The 24,442-nt window shown below is 48.8% G+C and carries 20 protein-coding genes; 12 read left to right on the top strand and 8 right to left on the bottom strand.

Annotated elements, in window-relative coordinates; translation table 11 throughout:
* Positions 1-52 precede the first annotated feature (52 nt).
* From NDI34_RS13290 to NDI34_RS13310, 5 genes are all read right to left on the bottom strand, one after another.
* Complete coding sequence (locus NDI34_RS13290) at positions 53-856, bottom strand: tetratricopeptide repeat protein (protein ID WP_348232885.1); 804 nt, start codon at positions 854-856, stop codon at positions 53-55.
* Between the two features lie 181 nt (positions 857-1,037).
* Positions 1,038-3,098 carry a ribonuclease R family protein gene (locus tag NDI34_RS13295; RefSeq protein WP_348232886.1) on the bottom strand — a complete coding sequence of 687 codons (2,061 nt, stop codon included), beginning with the start codon at positions 3,096-3,098 and terminating at the stop codon, positions 1,038-1,040.
* A gap of 129 nt (positions 3,099-3,227) precedes the next feature.
* Positions 3,228-3,443: a 30S ribosomal protein S18 gene (rpsR, locus tag NDI34_RS13300; RefSeq protein ID WP_190412875.1), complete on the bottom strand. Its 216-nt coding sequence runs from the start codon at positions 3,441-3,443 to the stop codon at positions 3,228-3,230.
* Positions 3,444-3,528: 85 nt separating this feature from the next.
* The gene (rpmG, locus tag NDI34_RS13305; protein WP_190412570.1) at positions 3,529-3,723 is read right to left on the bottom strand and encodes a 50S ribosomal protein L33; all 195 of its coding nucleotides are present in this window, start codon (positions 3,721-3,723) and stop codon (positions 3,529-3,531) included.
* Positions 3,724-3,773: 50 nt separating this feature from the next.
* Positions 3,774-4,316, bottom strand: coding sequence for an RDD family protein (locus tag NDI34_RS13310; protein WP_190412571.1), 543 nt, complete (start codon positions 4,314-4,316; stop codon positions 3,774-3,776).
* A 293-nt stretch (positions 4,317-4,609) separates the two neighbouring features.
* Here NDI34_RS13310 and glp point away from each other — a divergent pair, with 293 nt between their 5' ends.
* The gene (gene glp, locus NDI34_RS13315) at positions 4,610-5,851 is read left to right on the top strand and encodes a gephyrin-like molybdotransferase Glp (RefSeq protein WP_348232908.1); all 1,242 of its coding nucleotides are present in this window, start codon (positions 4,610-4,612) and stop codon (positions 5,849-5,851) included.
* Positions 5,852-5,945: 94 nt separating this feature from the next.
* Here the strand turns inward: glp and NDI34_RS13320 are convergent, their stop codons facing one another.
* Positions 5,946-7,586 carry a serine/threonine-protein kinase gene (locus tag NDI34_RS13320; RefSeq protein WP_190985020.1) on the bottom strand — a complete coding sequence of 547 codons (1,641 nt, stop codon included), beginning with the start codon at positions 7,584-7,586 and terminating at the stop codon, positions 5,946-5,948.
* 579 nt (positions 7,587-8,165) lie between these two features.
* Between NDI34_RS13320 and pheT the strand changes: the two genes are divergently transcribed.
* The 5 genes from pheT to NDI34_RS13345 all read left to right on the top strand — a co-directional run bounded on the left by pheT (position 8,166) and on the right by NDI34_RS13345 (position 17,226).
* Positions 8,166-10,709 carry a phenylalanine--tRNA ligase subunit beta gene (gene pheT / locus NDI34_RS13325; protein WP_348232887.1) on the top strand — a complete coding sequence of 848 codons (2,544 nt, stop codon included), beginning with the start codon at positions 8,166-8,168 and terminating at the stop codon, positions 10,707-10,709.
* Positions 10,710-10,780: 71 nt separating this feature from the next.
* On the top strand, positions 10,781-11,050 hold the full coding sequence (locus NDI34_RS13330; RefSeq protein WP_190412575.1) for a YciI family protein: 270 nt from the start codon (positions 10,781-10,783) through the stop codon (positions 11,048-11,050).
* A gap of 344 nt (positions 11,051-11,394) precedes the next feature.
* Positions 11,395-11,814, top strand: a complete 420-nt coding sequence (locus NDI34_RS13335) for a hypothetical protein (RefSeq protein ID WP_190436898.1) — start codon at positions 11,395-11,397, stop codon at positions 11,812-11,814.
* A gap of 3 nt (positions 11,815-11,817) precedes the next feature.
* Entirely contained in the window at positions 11,818-13,962 is a 2,145-nt protein-coding gene (locus tag NDI34_RS13340) for an ATPase domain-containing protein (protein WP_348232888.1), read from the top strand.
* Between the two features lie 510 nt (positions 13,963-14,472).
* Positions 14,473-17,226 (top strand): EAL domain-containing protein, encoded by a 2,754-nt coding sequence (locus NDI34_RS13345; protein WP_348232889.1) that lies wholly within the window; start codon positions 14,473-14,475, stop codon positions 17,224-17,226.
* 152 nt (positions 17,227-17,378) lie between these two features.
* Here the strand turns inward: NDI34_RS13345 and NDI34_RS13350 are convergent, their stop codons facing one another.
* Positions 17,379-18,422, bottom strand: coding sequence for an adenosine deaminase (locus NDI34_RS13350; RefSeq protein WP_348232890.1), 1,044 nt, complete (start codon positions 18,420-18,422; stop codon positions 17,379-17,381).
* Positions 18,423-18,591: 169 nt separating this feature from the next.
* Between NDI34_RS13350 and NDI34_RS13355 the strand changes: the two genes are divergently transcribed.
* From NDI34_RS13355 to NDI34_RS13380, 6 genes are all read left to right on the top strand, one after another.
* Positions 18,592-19,932, top strand: coding sequence for an adenylosuccinate synthase (locus NDI34_RS13355; RefSeq protein ID WP_190412581.1), 1,341 nt, complete (start codon positions 18,592-18,594; stop codon positions 19,930-19,932).
* A gap of 125 nt (positions 19,933-20,057) precedes the next feature.
* Positions 20,058-20,666: a 50S ribosomal protein L25/general stress protein Ctc gene (locus NDI34_RS13360; protein WP_190412582.1), complete on the top strand. Its 609-nt coding sequence runs from the start codon at positions 20,058-20,060 to the stop codon at positions 20,664-20,666.
* A 127-nt stretch (positions 20,667-20,793) separates the two neighbouring features.
* On the top strand, positions 20,794-22,374 hold the full coding sequence (locus NDI34_RS13365; protein WP_348232891.1) for an AAA family ATPase: 1,581 nt from the start codon (positions 20,794-20,796) through the stop codon (positions 22,372-22,374).
* Between the two features lie 179 nt (positions 22,375-22,553).
* Positions 22,554-22,853, top strand: a complete 300-nt coding sequence (locus NDI34_RS13370; protein WP_348232892.1) for a hypothetical protein — start codon at positions 22,554-22,556, stop codon at positions 22,851-22,853.
* Positions 22,854-23,039: 186 nt separating this feature from the next.
* Complete coding sequence (locus NDI34_RS13375; protein ID WP_348232893.1) at positions 23,040-23,831, top strand: ElyC/SanA/YdcF family protein; 792 nt, start codon at positions 23,040-23,042, stop codon at positions 23,829-23,831.
* A 62-nt stretch (positions 23,832-23,893) separates the two neighbouring features.
* Entirely contained in the window at positions 23,894-24,118 is a 225-nt protein-coding gene (locus NDI34_RS13380; protein WP_190534657.1) for a hypothetical protein, read from the top strand.
* Between the two features lie 63 nt (positions 24,119-24,181).
* On the opposite strand, the gene NDI34_RS13385 is transcribed toward NDI34_RS13380, so the two are convergent.
* On the bottom strand, positions 24,182-24,406 hold the full coding sequence (locus NDI34_RS13385) for a ferredoxin-thioredoxin reductase variable chain (RefSeq protein WP_190412587.1): 225 nt from the start codon (positions 24,404-24,406) through the stop codon (positions 24,182-24,184).
* Between the last annotated feature and the right edge of the window lie 36 nt (positions 24,407-24,442).

Here is a 24,442-nt window from a genome sequence, read left to right on the forward strand (position 1 = left end):
ACAGAATTTCGTTTTTTTGTCTTTTGCCTTCTACTTTGAATTGAACGTAGGTTTACCGTTGAAGGTTTTTTGTCGCTTCTAGGGCGTCTTGGTAACTTTCTGTTCTTCCTTGGGACTTGAAAAGGTCTGCGGATTTCTTAAAATCTGCAACTGCCGCTTGACGATTATTCAATCGTAAGTAGGTGATTGCGCGGTTGTAATAGGCTTCAGCAAATTTAGAATCTAAATTTACCGTCCGAGTATAATCGTCAAGCGCTTTGGCATGTTGTCCTAGCCGGTTGTAAGCTAAACCCCGATTGTAATAAGCTCTGGCATTCTTGGGGTCGATTTGTAAAGCTTGGTTAAAATCGGCAATTGCGGCTTGAGTTTCTCCTAGATCGTCGCGAGCATTGCCTCGGTTAATATAGACACTTGCATCTTTGGGATTGAGTCGGATCGCCTCCGTAGAATCAGCGATCGCTTGTTGATAGTTTTCGAGAAGATAGTAGGAATATCCCCGGTTGCCGTAAGCATTTCCGTACTCAGGATTAATCCGAATCGCCTCAGTGTAATCTGCGATTGCTTGCTGATAAGCTCCGAGGATGTGACGGGCATACCCCCGGTTGTAATAAGACTCTGCATCCTGGGGAGCAAGACGGATCGCTTCGTCAAAGTCTGCGATCGCCCCCTCATAATCACCGGCGTCTAGTTTATCAACGCCCCGGTTGTATAAATCAACCGCGCTCATCGTTGCCTTATTATTATCAGCAGCACTCAGTAACTGGCTGGGCGGCAACTGAGCGTAGACAGCAGTAGGAATTCCACCAATTACTGTGGTGATTCCGACAATGGCGATAGTTTTGCGAATGTTATTCATAGCTTGTCTTTTCTCGCCCCGCTGGAAAGGACTGAGGACTGAAAGCTGAAGACCGATCGTTGAGGTAAAAAATAAACATCAGGGGAAACGCGAAATCTATTTTCTGTTTCTTCCTCTTGAGGTAGTCCTCAGCACTATTTTCTCACTCAGTCCTGTCGAATCAATCCTTTGCACTATTTTTTTACGTGCCAGCTGGCTGAGCTTCCTGATCGATAAGCTGGCGGAACTGAATGACATCTTGCCGGGGATCGGCATGGCTGACTCGGACTTCCAAGCGATCGCCAAGTGCCACTGAGTGGGTGAACCGCATCGCCAACTCTAATCCCAAATCTTCTAACAAAATTAATCCTAATCGGTCATCTTCTCGCAACCATCGCAGCATCAGCGCTTGCCAAACCTGATCGCCATGACGCCGCAGGTACTCTAACCCCCAATAACGATTTGTCTGGCGTTCTACTAACCTTGCTTCTTGGGAGGCGGTGCCGATACCCAGCATAACTTCTTGTAACTCTTGCGCTGAGAATGGCGTGGGTTCGCCGCGTAAATGCGCCTTTATTTGGAAATGCGCCAGCAAGTCGCTGTAGCGGCGGATTGGAGATGTTACCTGAGCGTAGGTTTCCAGCCCCAAACCGGCGTGTCGTCCCGGCGTGAGGCTCATTTCGCTACGGGGCATACATCCCCGCATTGCACAAAATCTCACAGGTCCTGCGGGCAGCTGCAATAGTTCCTCTTCTGAGGGAAGTTCGGGTTGGGGTTGACTGCGAAAGGGCAGAGGAATATTGTGAGTTTTGCCGTAATGGGCAGCCACTTCACCCGTGAGAATCATCATCTCTGCCACCAATTGCCGTGCGGGTGAGTCTTCCAAAATTTCAATGATGATTTCATCACCATTGACTTTAATCATCGCCTCTGGCATATGGATGTTAATCGAGCCTTGGGACTGCCGCCATGATTGGCGACGTTTCGCCCAAGAAGCGATCGCTGTTATCTCTGGTTCTGCCTGGATACCCAATTGCAGCATCTCATCCACATCGTCGTAAGTCAGGCGATAGGTCGGCTTAATTAAGCTGGCACTGATGCAATAGTCCTCTACGGCACCTTTTTCATCCAAAAGCACGCCAAAGCTCAGCGCCCAACAAATTTTTCCTTGGACTAAGCTCATCGGCCCGGTTGCCAAACTCGGCGGGAACATCGGAATCATCCCCGTCGGTAAATACAACGTTGTGGTACGCCGTCTAGCTTCTAAGTCTAATTCATCTCCTGGGGAAACCAAGCGCGAGGGGTCGGCAATGTGTATCCAAAGCCGCTGACGCCCATCGGCGAGGGTTTCCATACTCAATCCATCGTCTATTTCCTTTGTACTTTCATCATCAATCGTGTACACCTTCAAATGAGTCAGATCTAATCGGTGCTCATCCGAATCGTTCGGCGCGAACTCAGCATACTGCTTAGCCACTTCTATCACCTTGTCTGGAAAGTGAACGGGGATCTGACTGCGCCGCAGATATAGATTTTCGTGAGGACTCCACAATCCCAAATCCACCAGCAGTTGAAACGCAGCTTGGGGAGTTCCGGGGCGTCCAAGCTCGCTCATTGTTTCCAAAACAGGTGCTGGAGGGGGATAGGCGCGATTCAGAGATTCTTGATTGAGTCCAGCACGAACGACATCTGTCAATAGAGCCGCATATTTTTCAATGGCTTCCAGGCGTTGACGTTCGCGGCGTTCCCACTCTACCTGTTCGCCAGCCAGCGCCTTTTGCACGCGCTCTACAAATTCTTGTCGCCGCAAGAGCCGTTCTTTTTCGACTTCTATCTGATGTTTTAGTTCTGCTACCTGAGTAGCAGGACGCGGCTCGTAGCGCTCGCCTTTTTGCTTGAAATAAAGTCTATCTTCAGATAGCAAATAGTACGCTGCGTAACATAGGGGGGCACTTTTGTCAGAAAACAGCACTGACGCCATTTCCACATCTGTAACGCTCGTTCCATCCTCTACCAATAATTCCCATGCTACCTCCAAGCCAGTTGGGTCCAGATAGCGCTGTACCTCTTGGAGGAAGCTGGAAATTTGTGCAGGTTTATAGCTTTCACCTGCAATCTTATAGGTCATTTGTCGGGGATGGATGGTGTGGGATTGACCTTTCTCGTCTACCACAATCCAGTGCGTTTTGCCTTCTTGACGTTCTGCAACAGCAAGACGCCGCTCTCCATGCAGCCGAAACTCAATTAACGTTCCTTTCTCCACAAGTTTTTGGCTTACGCAGTAGCATTCATTGGACAGCCCATCTATCTACCAGTTTAGCGGCGTGGCGATTGTAAATTGTAGATTTTCGATCTAAGTCCAAAATCCACCCATCCCCAATCCAAAATTGAGTTAACCTTCAGGGTTAATAAAGGGCAACAGAGCTAAAAGGCGTGCCCGCTTAATTGCTACGGTTAAATCTCGTTGTTGCTTTGCTGTTAAACCTGTAATTCGGCGAGGCAGTATTTTACCCCGCTCTGTAATAAATTTCCGCAACAAATCGACATCTTTGTAGTCGATAGGTTCGTCAGGTTTAATTGGGGAAAGGCGGCGACGGAAGTAAGTCATCGTTGGTGATTCGTTGTTAATTGTCAGCACTCAGCACTCAGCAGTCATTGGTCATTAATCAAAACTAATGACTCAGGACTGATGATTACTTAATTTCTTTGTGGACGGTATGTTGGTTGCAGTGGGTGCAAAACTTTTTCAGTTCAATCCGCGCCGTCGTGTTCCGGCGGTTCTTGGTGGTTGTGTATCGGGAAACACCCGGCGATCGCTTGGCGATGTTGGTGCGACAGTCGGTGCATTCCAACGTCACAATCAGGCGCGCCCCCTTCTTACTTGCCATAATGCTATTTCTACAAAATTCAAGAGGACAAAATTAAACACAAACCAATATTATTTCATACGACGAGTCACTTGAGCAAGTAATTTTTTGACGCGGATATCTAAAGAATAACCTCGGCGCGTCTGCACGATACAAGTTCGCCCAACGCGATCGTGAAAAGCTTGTTGCCACTCAGCATCTGCAAAAGCCACTCCACAATCCACTGCTAGAGGGCTGATCAGCAGCAGTAAAGAGACCCCGTTCGACACCCCAATGGTCAGTCCCACCATCGCCAAAACAGCAGCGAATCCCAGAATCCCTTCGCGCTTGCATAACTCAAAAAGCCCAGGAGTTTTGCGGTATTTGGGATCGACGACTTTCATATCCAAAGCCCAGCGTCCCACACTCTGTCCCTGATTTCGCGCAACCAGAAGCACTCGCCCAGCTAGCCATGCGATAATGAAAACTAAGATTTGTGCAATCGGGATACCCGGAGTATTTGCCCCAAAGGGCAAGCTAAAGAGCCAAATAATTAGAAAATCAATCGCAAAAGCAATACACCGTCGCTCAATTGGCACCTTAGGTAATCGGCGGTTGGTCAGTTCGTTACGCATGAAAAATAGCTTTTCCGACGGTCTATTTCCATATTAAGCTTTCACCTAACCGCTTTTTGTCTGTTGTCCGTGAATGTGTTGATAGCGACGACTCTAGGGGTACGGCTCTCCAAACAGTGCCCACCAACTAACTGGCATCGGCGGGTTTCATTGGATAGACAAAAGCGACTCACCGATATCTTGGTTAAAAGAGCCGCTAGGCAATGCAACTAACCTGTAGAGGCGATGAATCAGCGTCTCTACTAACTGACATTTTTTTAGACAATTCTTGAGAAGAGGCTGGATTGATGGCGATGCTGTTGGTTAAAGAAGCAGAGGCAATCATTTTCGATTTAGTGCAACCTCTAGATAACCAGATGGATGCTGAGGTTGTAGACCTCTCTGGTGCCAATGGTCGGATTCTAGCGGCTGCGGTGACGAGCGAGTTGGATTTTCCCCACTGGACGAATTCAGCAATGGATGGGTATGCGGTGCAATTTGCCGATGTGCAGGGAGCTAGCGCCGAACAGCCAGTGGTGCTGGAAATTGTAGAAGAGATTCCAGCCGGATATCAACCGCAGCGATCGCTCCAAACTGGGCAAACCGCCCGCATTTTGACAGGTGCGGTGATGCCAGAGGGCGCTGATACTGTAGTGATGCAGGAAGTGACGCGGCGGGAGGAAAAGCAAGTGTTTATCTTCGCTGCGCCAGCAGAATTAGGAGCCTTTGTGCGTCACCGGGCAGCTTTTTACCAGGCGGGAACTGCCCTTTTGCCAGGGGGAATTAGACTCAATGCTCCGGAAATCGCTATTTTAGCAGCGGCTCAGTGTACTCAATTGCCCGTTTACCGACGCCCTCGCGTGGCAATTCTGTCCACTGGCGACGAATTGGTGACACCGGATCGACCCCTGAAGCCCGGTCAGATCGTGGACTCCAATCAATACGCCCTCGCTGCATTAGTGGCACAGACGGGCGCAGAACCTCAGATGCTGGGGATTGTCAGGGATGAACCAGAGGCACTCAAGAAAGCGATCGCGCAAGCCATCGCTACCGCTGACGTGGTCATTTCTTCTGGCGGCGTTTCCGTAGGCGACTACGATTATGTGGATGAAATTCTTGCCCAACTCGGTGCTGAGATTCATATCCGTGCTGTTGCGGTTAAACCCGGTAAACCTTTAACCGTCGCCAGATTTCCCAACGCCCAGCGTCCGATTCTATACTTTGGTCTACCGGGAAATCCAGTTTCTTCCTTGGTGAGTTTTTGGCGATTTGTGCAGCCAGCCGTGAGAAAACTTGCTGGTCTAGCTGATGGCTGGGAGCCAAAGTTTGTACAAGCGCGATCGCATCACAATTTGCGTTCAGACGGTAAACGAGAAAGTTACCTTTGGGGCAAAATGAATTTAGTAAACGGTGCTTATGAATTTCATTTGGCTGGCGGTAGTCACAGTTCCGGTAATTTAATTAATCTTGCTCAAACTAATGGTCTGGCTGTTTTACCAGCAGGTCAAACCTTCATTGCATCTGGAGATCCGGTGCAAGTTTTACCAATTGGTTAACCCAAAGAGTCATTGGTAAAAACTTTAAAGTTTTGAGTTTTGAATTACAGAACTCTCTTCGTACTCAAAACTTATTGCGCTTAGTTCCTTCCAATTACCAAAAACCTCTTTTGCCAGTGGGTAAAACGGTTGCCCAATTCGTTTTTGCCTGCGATAGCTGTTCCTCGCTAACTTTTGCCCCCGTGAGATTAGCGCCACACAAATTTGCACCTCGGAGATTCGCATGATTGAGATAGGCAAAGCTCAAATCTGCACCGCGTAGGTCAGCTCCTTCCAAATTTGCCGTGCTGAAGTAAGCCCTGCCCAAATTTGCCTCCTTCAGAATTGCCCCAACTAAATTCGCCCTGCCAAAATCGGCACTAGACAAGTCAGCGCCCTGAAGGTTGGTTTTAGCTAACTTAGCCTGATGAAAAATGCCTCCTGATAGGTTAACCCGTTGCAGGTTCAGCGAGCTTAAATCTTGAGAGGCAAAGTCTCGTCTACCTTTGGTGTAGGCAGTTAACACGCCAACAGCATCCAACTTGGGAGGAAGTTTTGACTTAGCATTGCCGTTAGAACCGCTATTTTTGAGCATCGTCGGCGGATAACCAGAGCCGGTAGCAGGACTTGGTTTATACATACTTCCCCCGGTTTGCGGTCCGGTCATGCCTAACTTTTCTCGACGTGCTCGAATTGCCATCGCCAGACGTTCTGAGGCGGAAGTGCCAGTCGAAGGGGCTGAGGAAAGCGTTGGACTGCTTAAGTCTCCAGAGTTGGTGTAGCGATTGCCTGTTTGTGGTTGTCGCTGGGAGCTATTGGGTTTAGTCGTTAAGCCTTGCTCCAAGCTGTCGAGATACGGTTCAAGGTCAAGCGCTCTCAACACTTCCTCAGCAGACTGATAGCGATGACGAACCGAAACCTCTAGCAATTTCTTGAGAACATCGGCAAAATGATCGCTGATCTGAAGTTGCTTTCGCCAGAGCATTTCGCCCGTTGACGGGTTGTAATCTAAGTCTTTTGGCGATTTTCCAGTCAGCAGATAAACGCAAGTGACCCCCAATGCATACAGATCGCTAGCATAAACCGGGCGCATTGCCATCTGTTCGGGCGGGGCAAATCCGGGTGTTCCAATTGCGTAAGCCGTCAAAGCGGTTTGCTCGGAGCTACTGTTTGCCGTTGTCGGACTGACTTGGTTTTTCACTGCTCCAAAGTCAATCAGAACCAGTTTGCGGTCTTGTTCGCGGCGAATCAAGTTGGCGGGTTTAATGTCCCGGTGAATCACCTGCTGGCTGTGGATGTAGTGCAGGACGGGCAAAATTTCGCTTAAGAATTGCTTGACACCAGCTTCGCTTAGAGGTCCCGATCCTTTAACCTCCTGCTGTAGCGTCAAGCCGCTGATATACTCCTGCACTAAGTAAAACTGCTGGTTGTCTTCAAAGTAATCCAGCAGCCGTGGCACTTGGGGATGATTGCCGATTTTCCCCAAGGTTCTGGCTTCTCGTTCAAATAGCTCGCGTGCCATTTGTAAAACGTGGGCTACAGTCGTTGCTGGTCTTAGTTGCTTGATTACGCAACTTGGCTCCCCAGGCAAAGACTCATCCTCAGCTAAAAAGGTCGCTCCAAAACCTCCTTGCCCCAGCGCTTGACTGACTCGATAGCGCTTTCGTAATAGGAGTTCTGAGCCACAGGACCGACAAACTTCGGCGTGGTCGTGGTTTTGCGGATTTGGACAGGCGGGATTGAGGCAGTAGCTCATTCAGACTCACCGGGATGCTGAAACCGGATATTGCTACCCTAACTTAAATTATCGAGGCATTAATAAACAATAAGCATGGTACATTTACGGACAATTCTTTAAAGAGTTGCTAAAGACGATTAATCTTTGCTTAAAGAATTGAAAAACGATGTACTCCTGCAACTGCCAAGATTTTTCTCAAACATTGCAGTTAGAGACGGTATTAAATTGTAATCAAACAACTAGCGAACAGAAGAAGCGGGTCGGGATTAAGCACAAAAATTGTTTCCATATCTTTGATAGCACATCCAGAAGCGCTAGATGTGATTGGTGTTACCCCTAAAACACTCATGCCATCTGGAAGTGAGGGCAAAATTCTGGCAGAACAGCAGAACAAAGGAGCAAAGAAGCTGAGGGGGATGGTGCTAAGCAACACGCTCACCTGGAGAAGCGATCGCACTCACCCTCCCCGAAGGCCCTCCTAGAAGGCTGCGTCTGCGGGCATTTCTATCTTTGGCTTTCCCCACTCGTCGCCGGAATGCTTCAGCTGTACAAAACGGTAAAATGATCGGGCTGAGGTAAGTAAAAGCTTAAGCGTAAATGCGTATTTCTCTGAACTGGCTACAAGAATTGGTTGACTTGACGATGACTCCGGCGGAGTTGGCGCACACGCTAACAATGGCTGGGTTTGAAGTAGAAGATATTGAAGACCGCCGCACTTGGGCGGATGGGGTGGTGGTCGGGAAAGTTCTAGAGATTCAACCCCATCCGAATGCAGATAAACTCAGGGTGTGTACGGTCGATGTAGGGGCAGCGTCTCCCTTGAATATTGTCTGTGGGGCATCCAATGCCAGAGCAGATATTTATGTGCCTATCGCCACCATCGGGACTTATTTGCCTGCTGTTGACCTGAAAATTAAACCGGCTAAACTCCGGGGGGTTCCTTCCGAGGGGATGATTTGCTCTTTAGCGGAATTAGGTTTAGCAAAAGAGTCCGCAGGAATTCATATTTTTGGGCAAGAAAATCTTCAACTGGGTAGCGATGTGCGATCGCTCCTAGGCTTAGATGATGTAATTTTAGACTTGACATCTACCGCGAATCGTGCTGATGCTTTGAGTATGGTTGGCGTTGCACGGGAAGTCTCGGCGCTGACGGGTGCCGCCCTGCGACTTCCACAAGCGCCAGAAGTGTCAATCCCGAAGGGGAATGGCGGTCTGAAGTTGCGAATTGCTTCGGGTCAAGCTTGTCCGGCTTATATGGGGACGGTCATCGAAAAGGTCAAAATTGCGCCTTCTCCGACATGGTTGCAGGGGCGATTACAAGCCGCTGGAGTCCGACCCATCAATAACGTGGTAGATATTACCAACTATATTTTGCTGGAATGGGGTCAGCCGCTCCACGCCTTTGACCGCGATCGCTTGCAATCCGTGGCAAGTGGTGGCGGGGGAACCTCACCGCTACAGATCGGGGTACGCTTTGCCAATACAGGGGAATCCCTCAAAACCCTGGACGGTCAAACCCGTACCTTGCAACCGCAAAATCTGCTGATTACTGCCAACGACCAACCAGTAGCACTCGCTGGAGTCATGGGCGGTGAAGAAACCGAAGTGTATGAAGGGACTGAAAATTTAATTTTAGAAGCCGCTTTGTTTGACCCGGTGGCAATCCGCCGGTCGGCACGCAGCCAAAACTTAAGGACAGAAGCCTCTGGGCGCTACGAGCGGGGCGTCAATCAGGCAGAATTGGGAATTGCTTGTCAACGAGCGATCGCGCTGCTCTCGGAGTTTGCAGGGGGCACTCCCGTAGCACAAGAAATTGCCGACACAAGACCCGACCCCTCAACTTGGAGTCGTTCGATTGAACTGCGTCTAGACCGGGTAAATCACGTTTTAGGCCCGGTAGAGATGGGAGAGACTGAAACTACAGGGGAAGTTCACGCTGAAGATGTTGAGCGCATCCTAACGGCACTAGGGTGTCAGCTACAGCCAGTGACGAAGCAGGATGAAGGTGGAATGCGGACGGATCGAGAAGATTCTAAGCTTCAGCCTTCGGAATCCCTGAAGTGGACGGTGAAAGTACCGCCTTATCGCTACCGAGACTTGGAGCGAGAAATCGATCTCATTGAAGAAGTAGCTCGCCTCTACGGCTATAACAAATTCTGCGATACCCTACCCGACAAGACTGAACCTGGGTATCTTTCGGTCGATCAGATGCTGATGCGTCAGATGCGGGAAGCATTCCGCGCAGCCGGATTGACAGAAGTTATGCACTACTCTTACTCAGTCGCGAAAACTAAGAACGATACAGAAGTCGCGATCGCAAATCCCATGTTTGCAGAATATTCGTCTCTGCGAACTGAGCTAATCTCCGCTTTGATTGACTCCTTCCAGTACAACTTAGAACAAGGTAACGGCCCCTTGAACGGGTTTGAAATGGGTCGGATCTTCTGGCGGGAAGAGGATGGACTGATCGAAGCTGATTCCGTTGCTGGAATTTTAGGAGGCGACACCTTTACCCAAGGCACTTGGACGCGGGGAGGAAAGCCACAACCGATGACTTGGTTTGAAGCCAAAGGAGTGTTGCAAAGTGTATTTGAGCAACTCAGCCTGCCAGTCGAATATCAACCAGACCGCCGCGATCCACGGCTGCATCCTGGACGCACGGCGTCTTTATGGGTGCAGGGAAACCGATTAGGAACGTTTGGGCAACTCCACCCGCAACTCCGCCAAGAACGGGACTTGCCGGATGAAGTCTACGTCTTCGAGTTGGATTTGGATGTGGTTTTAGATTACCTGGATGCAGAGGAAAACCGGACGCCTCTGTTCAAGCCTTACTCTACCTTCCCCGCATCCAGCCGAGATTTGGCTTTGTTCGCCTCGATTCAGGTTTCTGTCTCAGACTTGAAACGAGCGATCGCGAAAGCTGCCATTGCAGACAAACACAAGGGGACATCCCTACTAGAATCCGTCGAGTTGTTTGATGAATATCAAGGTAAAAATGTCCCAGAAGGACAGCGCAGCTTAGCGTTCCGCTTAGTTTACAGAGCAAGCGATCGCACGCTTACCGATGAAGATGTCGAGCCAGTGCATCAAAAAGTCCGCGAAGCTCTCGTCGAAAAATTCGGCGTTAATCTGAGAAGTTAAATAAAGTTTTGAGGGTTGAATGTTGATTTAACCCTCAAAACTCAAAACTCAAAACTTTACTGCTATTAACCATGCCTAAATACGTAATGTGGGGAAGCTATTGCGAAGATGTTTTAGAAAAGCGATCGCCTTACCGGCAAGCGCATCTAGACGGTCTTGCTGCCCAAAAAGAAGCGGGTATTCTGATGACGATTGGCCCGACGAAGGACATCACTAAAGTCTTCGGCATCTATGAGGCGGAAGATGAAGCCGCCGTGCGCCAGTTAATTGAAGCTGACCCCTACTGGCAAAACGGCATCTGGACTGAATACGATGTCAAAGAGTGGATTCAAGCCATCTAATTCCACCAATCAAGCGCATCTCAATTGAGCAGATTTACTGAGAAGCTCCTCAATTCTCCTGAGAAGTAGGAAATTGAGGGGTTTCTACCTCTCCTTACTCAGGCAAAGCCAGCCCCACAACCACCGCCAGTTGCCATTTCCGATAGAATTTTGAGCATAAAATAAAGAAATCACCGTTAAATTAACCCTAGCGGTGAGGACTATGGTAGAAACCAGTAATAACAAGCACGGTAAGTTTTACAAAAACGCCACCAGGCTAGGGTTCTGTAGACTCTCAAGCAGACTGAACAGGAGTCTACTTGAGAGTCTGGCGTCGGCGAACAGGAGCCGTGAGAAGGTTGGAGATGACAGAATCCACGGATGAAGATAGCCAAAAGACAACACTGCGTCAAGCCCAAGCAGAGATGCTAGAAGCAGGCAAACAGGAGACTTTAGACATCTTTAGCGAACTTTTAGAGCGGCTGTGGGAACGCATTGTCGGTTTAATTGGCGAGACGGCGACGGTTGCTGTTTTTCGGAGTGCCCTCTTAGAAGCAAGTCGCGACCATCCGCTATGCCAAGAAATTAATATCGATAGCAATGGAATTTGCCTTAAGCAACTGAAGAACAATTTGGATGCCTTCGAGCGTACAGCCGTCCGAGCCGGACTGATGGCTTTTACTGATAACGTAATGGCTCTACTAATCGATTTAACGGGTGGAATTCTGTTGCGGAAGGTGGAACCCCTCGTGCAGCAGTTAAAACAACAACTGGAAAAGGGCTGAGGGATGAGCAATATTAAACTAATGCCGACAGGTGTTCCCAACTTAGACGCCGTAATGGGCGGAGGCATCCCTGTTTATTCACTAAATATTGTTGCTGGACAACCGGGGACAGGTAAGACAATCCTGGTGCAGCAAATGCTCTTTAACCACATCCGGAATCACAGCACTGCCAAAGTTCTTTACCTGACAACCCTTTCGGAGCCGACGTTGAAGGTGGTGCGCTATATGCAGTGCTTCAGCTTCTTTGATGTAGAAGTTTTTGGGGAACAGGTACTTTTTCAGGATATCGGGCCTTTTATCCGCGAGCATTCCCTGACCGAATTAGCTGACGAGATTCTCGCCAGGGTAGAAAAACACCAACCGGAAATTCTGGCGATTGATTCCTTTAAAGCCATCCGCGATTTGTCTGACGACGTGAGTGATTTTCGTCGTTTCTGTTATGACCTCTCCGTTCGTCTAGCGAGTGCGCGGTGTACCGCCTTTTTATTAGGGGAGTATGACCGCTCGGATATTGGCGAAGGGGCAGAGTTTGCGGTAGCTGATGGCATTGTTTATCTGAACATTGCACTCCAGGAGGGGGAACAGCAGCGTTTTCTCCAGGTATATAAAATGCGCGGTCGAGCGACGGAGATGGTGCCTTACCCGTTTGCGCTCACAGATGGGGGGGTTCGGGTTTTGGGTTCGATGCTGACGCTCAAACGTCGGGAGACAAGTTTGGAGCGGGAGAGCGAGACGGCATCGACAGGAATTACTGGACTCGATAGCATTCTTCGGGGCGGCATCCCGCAGGGGCGTTCTATCCTCCTTTCTGGCGTCTCTGGAACGGGTAAGACGACGCTTGCCATGCAGTTTCTAGTTAATGGCGCTCTTCAGGGAGAGAAGGGACTGCTGTTTTCTTTTGAGGAAACGCGCGATCGCTTGTTCCGAATGGCTGAGGGTTTCGGCTGGAACCCTAAAGATTTGGAAGCTAAAGGCTTGTTACGGATCATTTTTATTCCGCAGACGGAGATTCGGGTCGAGGAACACTTAGAGTACATGGCTCAGGAAATCGCCAGTTTCCAGCCTTCACGCTTTGTCGTCGATTCTTTTTCTGTCTTCCTGCACAAAGTGAAAGATTTGGCAGTACAGCGGGAAAAAACTTTCCAATTGTCTACGCTAGTGCAGCGCGTTGGTGCGGTGGGTTTCCTGATCTCGAATATTCCCGCAGGCGAGGTGAACCGCCTTTCTCGCTTTGGGGTGGAAGAAACCGTAGTGGATGGCACGATTGTTCTTTCCACAGATGTAAATGGTCTTCAGCGCCGACGCTACATTGAAGTTTACAAAATGCGTGCCGCTGACCATGTGCCGGGTCGCTACCGGATGGAAATTACCCATCAGGGGATTGAGGTGTTATATCTGACACCGACTGAGCAGAAAACTAGCGGAATGAAGACACCGCCGCTACTGGCTTTCTCGCCGTTAAATGCGATCGCGCGGGAGGGCATTTTCTACGGTTCTGCTTGGTTGGTGCGCGGGGAACAGGGAGTCGGTAAGACGACGCTTGCCCAGCAGTTTGCCATTGAGGGATTGCAACGAGGGGAAAGCGCTCTTTTCATTGCTACAGAGGCTCCTAGCTACTTGCTACGCCAACAAATGGAAGTGTTCGGAGTCGAGATCGAGTCCTATTTGCGATCGCAACACCTGCGTATTTTAGATACTCATCCTTTCTCTAGCGAAGAATATATTGACCTGACTGATATGGAACGCTTTCTCTACGATATCGAGCGTCACCTACGGGCAATGCCCAAACCCTGTCGGTTGATTACAGATTCTCTCACCCCGCTTGCTGTCCAGTATGCTCCGGATGAGTTGATTGCCTTCATCGAACGCAAGAACCGTCTGCTGCGGCAACTGGATGTGGCATTATTTGACACGATTCTCCCCAAAACACTCAATGAGAGCATTCTTTACAGCCTGCTCAATAGTTACGATGTCGTTTTGGATGTATACGTTCCGAACTGGGGGGAGATGGGGCAGACGGGGCAAGGTTTTCGGGTACTTCAAGTCCGTAAATCTAGAGGCACTCACGCTGACACCCGCCCCTATCCCTACACGATTCGCCAAGGCAAGGGTATTAGCGTCCAAGAAGGCTTCTACGGAGACATTTGAATTGATATCGGGTTGCTTTTAGTAAGAGCGCTTTCTTACGGGTAACGACAAAGAGGACTGGAAAGGTTGTATACCTGTCGCCCAACCCAATCAACTCCGGTATGGGTAGAAACCCCCATTCTTGACGTAGTGTATCGACGAATACTACAAAACAGGGAACAATATCATTAGACAAATTGACCGTGGTCAGATTGTTGAAGCGCCAAAATCAATAAAAAGCCTTTGGTAGGCTATCCCGGAAAGCGCTAAGGGAGTACCTGCCAGGATAAATATCGCGATCGGGGAGTTATTCCGTAAAGACAACGCCAAGGCTGTCTGCTAAATTCTGGGATTTTTGGCTGCATCTATTGCTAGCCAAGATTTCCAGTAAGTTGGCGGACTGGCGATCGCTTTCTTCGCATCTAGTAAAGAGCGCCCTTGACGCTGTTTCTTACTTGCTTGAGGACTATCTGCTTGTAGCTTTGCTGCTTTCCTTAAAATTTTTGCTGAAATTATAAAAATCCTCGTATTATGTTGAAAAAAATCGATGAGGAAGACCTCCTCCTAAAGATAGATCCAATAGAAATTCAGGATTATCGGGCCTTGCAACCCGTGGATGGCTCCGAGTTGAAGTATATAGAGTCCGTGATGGAGCGACAGCGTTTGGTCAGTGCTTTGGAACAGCAGGCACGGGAGTTGGAGGCGAGTCAGATGCGCTTCCGCACTTTGGAGATGCTGTACGAGCTTTTTTGGCAACTGGGTTACACCTTAAACTACGAAGAATTAGTGCGACTGATGTTGGCACACCTGCATCGTGCCGTGCCTCATGATGTCTCAGCGAGCATCTTGATGACTGAGGACTTGTGCCATGTTTTCATACAACCGAATTGCACCCTCGCGCCGGAAGTTCAGGAGGAAATTCAACAGCGGCTGCTCAAAACTTTTGTCCGCATGAGGGGGAAAAATACTCAACTAGAGGCAGAGCAATGCCCAATTACAACGATAGAGCCACAGGGATTTGATGAAACGCGATCGCCCATTCGCAGTATTGGTTCGTCTTTCCAAGTTCCGATTATTAATTCTGAAGGCAACCAAGTGGTGGGACTGCTATTCGTAGCGGCTCAAGCGGAGGGAGCATTTACTGAAGAGCAGGTACGATTGTTGTACACAGTGGCGAACCAGGCTTCGGTCTCTATCCAGCGCTTGCGGACGCTGCTGGCTGCCGAACAACAGCATTTAGAGAGCTTGGTAGAAAATTTGCCGGAGGGAGTGCTGCTACTGGATGCCAATCAGCGGATTGTTCTGGCAAACCAGGCGGCTTGGAAGTATCTGGCACTCCTCCAAAATCAGAGTTCTAGTCCGAGCAATATTGTGACTTCTTTAGGAGAGCAGTCTTTGGAGATGCTGCTACAGCCACCCAGCGAGGGGAAGTTTTGCCATGAGGTTGTGCTGGAGGGGGTACAGCGCCAAGTTTTTGAAGTCGTTGCTCAACCGTTGATCGCCAAGGCAGGTTTAGGAACGAGCAATTGGGTGTTGGTGATTCGGGATGTGACAGAACGCCAGCGGGTCGAGGAAACTTCCCGATTGCGCGATCGCGCGATCGCTGCTAGTAGTAATGGAATTGTCATCGTTGACGCCAGACTGCCCGATTTACCTGTTATCTATGTGAATCCGGCTTTTGAACGGATTACAGGTTATACGGCGACGGAAGTCACCGGACGAAACTGCCGTTTTCTGCAAGGAGAGGACATCAATCAATCAGGGTTACAGGAACTGCGGACGGCGCTGCGGTTGGGAAAAACTTCGAGTGTAATTTTACGCAACTACCGTAAAGATGGCACCCCGTTTTGGAATGAGTTAAATGTCTCGCCAATTTACAACAGCGAGGGCGTTGTGACTCATTTTGTCGGCATTCAAATGGATATTACAGAGCGCAAGCAAGCGGAAGAGCAACTGCTGCACAATGCGTTTTATGATGTTCTCACGGATTTGCCTAACCGAGCTTTGTTCATGGAGCGCTTGCATCGGGCGCTAGAACGGGCAAAGCATTCTGAGAATTATTTATTTGCCGTCCTGTTTTTGGATCTTGACCGATTTAAAAATGTCAACGACAGTCTTGGGCATATTGTCGGCGACCAAATGCTGATAGCGATCGCTAAACGCTTAGAAAAAAGCCTTCGCCACGGCGATACGGTAGCGCGTCTGGGTGGAGATGAGTTTGCGATTCTGCTGGAAAATATCAATGGGATCGGCGATGCTACCCACGTTGCCGATCGCATCCATCAGGAACTAACCTTGCCGTTAAATTTAGACGGGCATGAAGTATTTACTACCGCCAGTATTGGCATTGCTGTAGGGGCGGGGTCTTCTTACCCCGACTATGCGGGTTATGACCAGCCAGAGGATCTCCTGCGCGATGCCGATATCGCCATGTATCGAGCGAAGGCACTAGGAAAGGCTCGTTATGAGGTCTTTGATAAAAATATGCACGCCCGTGCAGTGGCGCTGCTTCAGTTAGAAACTGATTTGCAAAGAGCGACTGAACGGGGAGAATTTCTCCTTCACTATCAACCGATTGTATCTCTGCAAACTAACCAGGTTGTTAGTTTTGAAGCGCTGTTACGTTGGCAACATCCAGAACGCGGTCTCGTTTCTCCGGGAGAGTTTATTCCGGTTGCAGAAGAAACCGGATTGATTACTCGGATTGGCTGGTGGGTACTGCGCGAAGCTTGTACCAAATTGCGCGAATGGCAGACGCAATTTCCGAGTTCTATCCCTTTGAGTATCAGCGTAAATCTTTCAGGTAAACAGTTTTCTCAACCAGATTTAGTGGAACGCATCGCTGAGATTTTCGCGGAAACTGGCGTGGATGCTAGCAGCTTAAAACTAGAAATTACTGAAAGCGCCATTATGGAAAATGTTGAATCTGCATCAGCGATGCTTTGGCGACTGAGAAAGCTGGGCGTTCAGTTGTATATGGATGACTTCGGAACAGGTTATTCATCCTTAAGTTACCTGCGGCGGTTTCCAATCGATAAGCTGAAAATTGACCGATCTTTCGTCACCCAGATGGCAGGGGATAATGAGAGTCTGGAGATTGTCCGGACAATCGTGATGCTGGCTCACAATCTGGGAATGAATGCGATCGCAGAGGGTGTGGAAACCGTAGAGCAACTGGCTCAACTGCGATCGCTTCAATGTGAATACGCTCAAGGATATTTCTTCTCGAAGCCGGTCGATGCTGACACGGCGCGATCGCTTATCGCCAGCTCAAACACTCATTGATTCCTCCAACTCGCAAGTATTGAATTCACTCATTTCTGACAACTCGACTTTAGCGATTTGGAGATAAGTCAGCATCGAGAAGAAGAATAAATTAGGTTCTTGTGCCGTATTTAATTCAAATGAGAATTGCTATCGATTTCTCGATTAATGTCCTAACTACTGGCTGCTAAAACATTCGTGGATGCAGGGTGCAGCAATCCTGTCAAAAGTGATGCCGGACGTTGGCTGTAAGGCCAAGCAAAGGCATGACGGAATGCCGCCTCTTGACAAGCTTGCAACTGTTCAAAATCAATAATATCCAGTGTCAGCAGATTCTCATACTCAAAAGGCAGACGCACATTGTGTAATCCAGCATTATCAGTACAGATGGCAATATCTACACCCGCTTCAAAACAGCGGTCAAACACCAGTTTGAGTTGACGCATATCCTCCAACGTGCCTGTTTTTAAGTACGTGGTAGGACATACTTCCAAACACTGATTTTGTTGAGCCAATTGTGGTAATAATTCTGGGTATTGCAGGGGGATTTGGATGCCGTGACCAATTCGCATCAAATACGGCAGCAGTTCCGGATAACAGCCAGAAGGGGTTTCGTAGAGATGACCCGTGGTTTTAACACCGAGCGATCGCGCATCCTTATACAATTGGACAAACTCATCCAAACGCTCGGAAATTTGGGCATCTCCTCCCGCCATGTCCACCGCGCAGACATACTCCTTCTTCTGTGCTGCCAAATCAACAATCGCCCGGTTCACCTCATAAGGGAGCCGCGAGTGCATACACAGAATTTGACTGGTTACAATCGGATACTCAGGCACCCGACTGGCTTTGCCGACAATATCCACAATTGTCGCCATTTGGTCAATTCGTTCTGATTGGCTTAAATGCTCGGACGTTCGCAGATACGGTGTATATCGCAGCTCCAAATAAGCCAAATTCTCAAAGATATAAGCACCCCGAATCAGCCGATAAATGAAGTAGGGCAAAGTTTCTGCCGTTTGCGTACTTTCCACCAGCGTATGTAGTTCTAGATACTCATCCAGCGTGTTGCGGGGTCGCGTGTAAAATTCTTCAAACTCTGGGTAATTCGGAAATCGTTGAGCCAGCTCAGAATCGCTGCGATGGAAATACCGCCAAAGAATGCGAGGCACAACAGAACCGCCAAGATGGCGATGTAATTCAGCATATAAAGACACAGGAACCTCTTGCCAGTAATTGTGGAGTTGTTATCTTGTTAGTTGCTAAGGGTGCGCGGTGCGCCCCTTGTAGATGTGAAGCTGCGAATTGTTAATCTGAAGTTGACAGCGGTAGCACCATCTGTTAATAATTGTAATTTGTGAAAACTCTAGCTCTTTTAATAAACCCTTGGCTAACGTAGTTGTGATCGGTGCCCAGTGGGGCGATGAAGGCAAAGGTAAGATAACTGATTTACTGAGTAAATCAGCAGATGTCGTAGTACGTTACCAAGGGGGTGTCAACGCTGGGCACACCGTCGTGGTGGAGGATCAGACCTTTAAACTGCACCTGATTCCCTCTGGAATTTTATATCCGGACACCGAGTGCATTATTGGTTGTGGGACGGTCATCGATCCGCAGGTTCTGATTGAAGAACTGGATCAATTAGAAGCTCTGAAGATATCTACCCGTAATCTACTGATTTCTCAGAATGCCCACGTCACGATGCCTTACCACAGGTTAATTGACCAGGCATCCGAGGAGCGACGCGGTAGCTATAAAATCGGTACCACCGGACGCGGGATTGGCCCCACTTATGCAGATAAGTCAGAGCGAACCGGCATTCGGGTTTTAGACTTGATGGATACCGAAGGGTTGCGCGAACAGGTGCGATGGACGATCGATTATAAAAACGTCATTTTAGAAAAGCTTTACAACTTACCGCCCCTGGATGCAGAAATCGTGATCGAGCAGTACCTGGGGTACGCCGAGCGCTTGCGTCCGCATATCGTGGATAGTTCCCTAAAGATTTACGACGCGATTGGGCGACGGCGCAATGTTTTGTTTGAGGGTGCCCAAGGAACGCTCTTAGACTTAGATCACGGAACCTATCCTTACGTTACCTCCTCAAACCCAGTCGCCGGGGGAGCTTGCGTGGGTGCTGGGGTGGGACCAACGATGATCGACCGCGTGATTGGGGTGGCGAAAGCGTACACGACGCGGGTAGGAGAAGGGCCGTTTCCCACCGAACAGAATGGCAGCGTCGGAGAAATGTTGTGCGATCGCGGGGCGGAATTTGGCACCACCACAGGGCGCAAGCGCCGCTGTGGATGGTTTGATGCGGTGATCGGTCGTTATGCTGTGCGAATTAACGGTCTCGACTGTCTCGCGATCACCAAACTAGATGTTCTCGACGAACTAGAGGAAATTAAGGTCTGCGTCGCCTACGAAATTGATGGCGATCGCACCGAAGACTTCCCCACCAACTCTCGTCAATTTTCCCGCTGTCAGCCGGTTTACAAAACTCTGCCCGGATGGAAACAATCCACTGCTGACTGCCGTACCCTGGAAGACTTACCCCAGCAGGCGTTGGATTATCTCAAGTTCCTGGCAGAGCTGATGGATGTCCCAATTGCGATCGTCTCCCTCGGTGCTAGCCGCGATCAAACGATTATAGTAGAAGATCCGATCCACGGACCCAAGCGGGCGCTATTGCACGCCAATGGCACGCCGGTAACATCACATCGGTAATAGGCGAAAAAATTAAAAGTTAGAAATTAAAAATTGAAGAAAGACGATTTTCTAATTTTTAATTTCTAATTTTTCATGAAGATGCCAATTACCAAGTCACTATTAGCAACTCACAAACAACGAAGATGGAACATACAGTTGAATGTCAAAAGCGCCCTGAAGGGAGCAAGCCGAATGCCCTTCGTCGCAGTGGATTAGTCCCAGCCGTCCTATACGGGCACAAAGGAACTGAATCTATTGAGTTGACTTTGGAAGCCAAAAAGGCTGAAACCTTACTCAAAGGTGCCTCTGTTAATAACACCTTGATTCAGCTCAACATTCCTGAGATTTCTTGGAGTGGTAAAACACTGCTCAAAGAAGTGCAGACGCATCCTTGGAAAAGAACCTCCCTGTATCACCTCAGCTTTTTTGCGGTCGCGGCTCATGGCGATCTGGATGTGCAAGTGCCCCTGCATTATGTAGGAGAAGCCTATGGTGTTAAGCAAGAAGGCGGCGTATTAGACCCCGTACTCAACGAACTTCAGGTACGGTGTGCGCCCGAAAGCATCCCTGATTCGATTGAGATTGATGTCTCTAATTTACATATTGGAGATAAATTGCATATCGGCGAACTCGTTTTGCCACCTGGGGTGACAGCGCTTGGTGAGCCAGATCAAGTGACTGTAAGTGTCCTCCAACCTCAAGTCCAAGCTGAAGATCAAGAAACTGAGTCGGAAACTGAATCTGAAGCATGAGACGATGGCTTTTTGCCAGTTTGTTTCTCATTGCCTTGAAAACCAGGGGTTAAGCCCCTGGCTTTTTTTTAACCGTAAAGACACATTAGTGAAGCCATGCGCGATCGCGCTATAGAACGCAAAAAATATGACAGAAGCTTCTTTTCCCCCTTTAATTCAGCAGATGTTGCAGCCGAGTTTTTATCCTCATCCGGTGACGCAACCAATTGAGCTGATTCAAACACACGTTTCTTATGTGTTGTTGACGGGTGATTTGGTTTATAAAGTTAAAAAGCCGATGAATTTTGGCTTTTTAAACTATTCAACCTTAGAGCTAAGGCAGCATTTTTGTAATGAAGAAATCCGCCTGAATCAGCGCGGTGCGTCGGAAATTTATTTAGAAATTTTGCCCATTACTCAGACAGACGACCAATTTCATTTAAATGGCTCGGGCGAGCCGGTGGAATATGTGCTGAAAATGCGCCAGTTTCCCCAAGATGGCTTATTCAGCAATCTGTTTGAGCAAGACTTGCTGACGGAAAAACTCATGGAGGATTTGGGACGGGTTGTTGCCAAATTCCATGAAAAAGCGCACACAGATGACTATATTCGTAAATTTGGAGAAGTAACTCAAGTTCGGGATGCCATTGATGAAAATTATCGGCAAACTGAAAACTATATTGGTGGGCCGCAAACTCAGGAACATTACGAGGAAACCAGGCAGTATACAGACTCGTTCTTTGCTGAGCGAGAGAAGTTATTTAAAAGCAGAATTCAAAATAACTGGATTCGGGAATGCCACGGAGATTTGCATCTGAGAAATATTTGTCTCTGGCAAGACAAGATTCTGCTATTTGATTGCATTGAATTTAACGAGCCGTTTCGCTTTGTCGATGTCATGTTCGACATTGCCTATGCGGTGATGGATATGGATGCGCGATCGCGTCCAGACCTCGGCAATGCCTATTTGAATACTTATGTCGAGCAGATGGGAGATTGGGAGGGGTTGCAGGTGTTGCCTTTGTACTTGAGCCGTCAAGCTTATGTACGGGCGAAGGTGACTTCTTTCTTGTTGAACGATCCGGCTGTTCCCGCAGCGGATAAGGAAAAAGCCGCCGCCACTGCTGCCCAATATTACCAACTGGCGTGGGAATACACGCGATCGCCGTCCCCAGCGTATGCCACTATTAGTGGCTCCTCTAGCGGCTCCTCCCGCCAAGGAAAGCTGTTTTTGATGTCGGGGCTATCGGGTTCTGGAAAGAGTACGGTAGCGCGGCTCCAGGCGCGACGCTTGGGGGCAATTCACATCCGTTCGGATGCGCTGCGGAAACATTTAGGCGGCGTTCCCTTAGAACAACCAGGAGGGGCAGACCTTTATTCCGATGAGATGACTCAGAAGACCTACAGCCGGTTGTTGGAATTGGGGATAATGCTGACTAGCCAAGGTTGGTCGGTGATTTTGGATGCGAAGTACGATCGGCAGAAGTTGAGAGAAGATGCGATCGCTCAAGCCACTGCTCACCAAATCCCTTTGCAAATCCTCCACTGCACGGCACCAATGGAAGTTTGCCAGAATCGTCTCGCCTCCCGTACTGGTGATGTTTCTGATGCTACCGTTGACCTATTAGCGAAGCAACAAGCCACTGCTGAACCTTTTACTCAATCCGAACAAGCCTACGTGAAAACTTTAGACACGACTCAGGATTGGGAGTCACAATTAAATAGCTAATCGAAAAGTGGCTAATTGAAGGATTCAACCACTCTTCGATTAGCCACTCTTGGATTAGCCAGACACTTATGACGAACAAAGGCAATGGGTTCAGATCCCTGGGACTCTCAAGTGGGTTCTCTGCTGGGTTGAAGTACTGGTTGTTTTTTCTGATTTGCTTTGTAATGCTGGGGTATCGGGTGCCCTTGAGCATCTTTCTAGGGGCGGTTGGGGGTTTTGCAGGGGCATGGGTGGTTGCCTGGTCAAAAGCCAAAGATGAACCCCGGCAGGTACGCTCAGAGGAGACGAAAGAAGGTTCCAATGGGCGGAATCGGAATAATTCGGCAAACCGAAAACGCTATGGTAAACCCAAAAAACAATATCGTGGCTTAAGTGGTCGTCGCGACCGGAGCAACCTAGGAAATAACCAACAAAACAATACAGCCTACAACACAGAAGATAGCCGGGAAGACAACACAGAAGATAACCGGGAAGAATGATTCTGCTGGGGATGAAAAGCAGAGGCGCAAAAGGGGGACAGGAAGTTATCCTCTTTTAGATTTTGGATTTTAGATTCTGGATTTTAGATTTTGGCTCGTACTGGGCGTGTCCATAGACACGCCGAGGCATGGATTTTTAGCGGCTTTAAGGTGAAATGGTATAGCAATTACTAATTACCTTGTTCTATGTTTTTGTTTCTCTCAAAACTGCTACCGCTATTTATCTATCCCTTGGGAATTGCCTGCGTGCTAATGATTGTGGCACTGGTGTTGCTGTGGAAACGCCCTCGTTGGGCGGCGGTGCCGATTGTTTTGGCATTGATTGCCTTGCTGGTGGGGAGTAATGGCTGGGTGGAGAACTCGTTATTGCGATCGCTAGAATGGCAAAATCTCCCACCAGCCGAACTCCCAACTGCTGAGGCGATTGTTATCTTGGGCGGTGCTACGAAATCGGCTTCGCCGCCTCGACCGAGTGTAGATTTGAGCGAAGAAGGCGATCGCGTCTTCTATGGTGCCCAGTTATACCGCGAAGGCAAAGCTCCTGTCGTGATTGCTAGCGGCGGACGCATCGACTGGCGGGGCAGTGGGGCACCGGAATCTGCGGATATGGCTGTAATTTTAGAAACATTAGGCGTCCCTAAATCTGCCATTCTTCAAGATCCTAGCTCTTTAAACACTTATGAAAATGCGGTGAATGTGCGGCAAATTTTAGAAAAGCAGGGGATTCGCCGAGTATTATTAGTGACTTCGGCAATGCATATGCCGCGATCGCTCCTGATTTTCAAGCGTCAGGGAATTCAAGCCATCCCCGCACCCACCGACTTTTTGGTGACAGAAGCCGACCTTCTCGAATCCAACAGGAGCCTGCAAGCTCGAATCCTGAATGTTTTACCAGATGCCGAGCGGTTACACAGGTCAACCAGAGCGTTAAAGGAATACATTGGAACAGGGATCTATCGCCTTAAAGGCTGGCTTTAAAAAGTTTAGACAGTAGTTTGAAGCGATTATTTTTCCAACCTTCAACCTTCCAACCTTCAAAAATGCCAAAAGAATTCCCACACTTTATTCCAGCACCTCCCCCCGTAGCGGACATCTTTGCCACCTACCAAATGACTCATGACTTTTACCGGGAAGCCGAGTACCGAAAGGAACTTGAGCGTTACTGCCAGTGGTATCACATGACAGCAGAAGCTAACCGGCAAGAGTTGCAGAGAATGCGGGGTGACATCAATATATTCGGCTGGTTTAATCGCGGTAGGCGATGATAGTCAATGGCTCATGGTCAATGGCTCATAGCTAATCGCGAATATGAGCCATTGACCATGAGCCTAATTTAGAGTTTCTAGCTCATCCTCGCGGAAGTGACCTTTAAATTTTTTGTCAAACTGGACAAAAACTGGAAGGTTGGCGCTGACGGGTCTGCCTTGCCATTCGTGAATGATTGAGACCACTTCTCCTTCCCGATCCTTGACATCAAAAGGCTTACCCTTATTTTCAGGATGGTGGTAAACAATCACAGATTTGATAACGCGGACGCGATCGCCTACTTTCATTTCTTGATCTCCGGTTGGGTATCTGAGTCAAACTGG

It is taken from the genome of Trichocoleus sp. DQ-U1 (genome assembly GCF_039961925.1).
Classification (GTDB): Bacteria; Cyanobacteriota; Cyanobacteriia; order Cyanobacteriales; family FACHB-T130; genus FACHB-T130.

Excerpts from the sequence above, each read along its gene's own strand:
- NDI34_RS13290 (WP_348232885.1), bottom strand. The coding sequence starts at position 856 with ATGAATAACATTCGCAAAACTATCGCCATTGTCGGAATCACCACAGTA.
- rpsR (WP_190412875.1), bottom strand. The coding sequence starts at position 3,443 with ATGACTTACTTCCGTCGCCGCCTTTCCCCAATTAAACCTGACGAACCT.
- rpmG (WP_190412570.1), bottom strand. The coding sequence starts at position 3,723 with ATGGCAAGTAAGAAGGGGGCGCGCCTGATTGTGACGTTGGAATGCACC.
- NDI34_RS13310 (WP_190412571.1), bottom strand. The coding sequence starts at position 4,316 with ATGCGTAACGAACTGACCAACCGCCGATTACCTAAGGTGCCAATTGAG.
- glp (WP_348232908.1), top strand. The coding sequence starts at position 4,610 with ATGCTGTTGGTTAAAGAAGCAGAGGCAATCATTTTCGATTTAGTGCAA.
- NDI34_RS13320 (WP_190985020.1), bottom strand. The coding sequence starts at position 7,586 with ATGAGCTACTGCCTCAATCCCGCCTGTCCAAATCCGCAAAACCACGAC.
- pheT (WP_348232887.1), top strand. The coding sequence starts at position 8,166 with ATGCGTATTTCTCTGAACTGGCTACAAGAATTGGTTGACTTGACGATG.
- NDI34_RS13330 (WP_190412575.1), top strand. The coding sequence starts at position 10,781 with ATGCCTAAATACGTAATGTGGGGAAGCTATTGCGAAGATGTTTTAGAA.
- NDI34_RS13335 (WP_190436898.1), top strand. The coding sequence starts at position 11,395 with ATGACAGAATCCACGGATGAAGATAGCCAAAAGACAACACTGCGTCAA.
- NDI34_RS13340 (WP_348232888.1), top strand. The coding sequence starts at position 11,818 with ATGAGCAATATTAAACTAATGCCGACAGGTGTTCCCAACTTAGACGCC.
- NDI34_RS13345 (WP_348232889.1), top strand. The coding sequence starts at position 14,473 with ATGTTGAAAAAAATCGATGAGGAAGACCTCCTCCTAAAGATAGATCCA.
- NDI34_RS13360 (WP_190412582.1), top strand. The coding sequence starts at position 20,058 with ATGGAACATACAGTTGAATGTCAAAAGCGCCCTGAAGGGAGCAAGCCG.
- NDI34_RS13365 (WP_348232891.1), top strand. The coding sequence starts at position 20,794 with ATGACAGAAGCTTCTTTTCCCCCTTTAATTCAGCAGATGTTGCAGCCG.
- NDI34_RS13375 (WP_348232893.1), top strand. The coding sequence starts at position 23,040 with ATGTTTTTGTTTCTCTCAAAACTGCTACCGCTATTTATCTATCCCTTG.
- NDI34_RS13380 (WP_190534657.1), top strand. The coding sequence starts at position 23,894 with ATGCCAAAAGAATTCCCACACTTTATTCCAGCACCTCCCCCCGTAGCG.
- NDI34_RS13385 (WP_190412587.1), bottom strand. The coding sequence starts at position 24,406 with ATGAAAGTAGGCGATCGCGTCCGCGTTATCAAATCTGTGATTGTTTAC.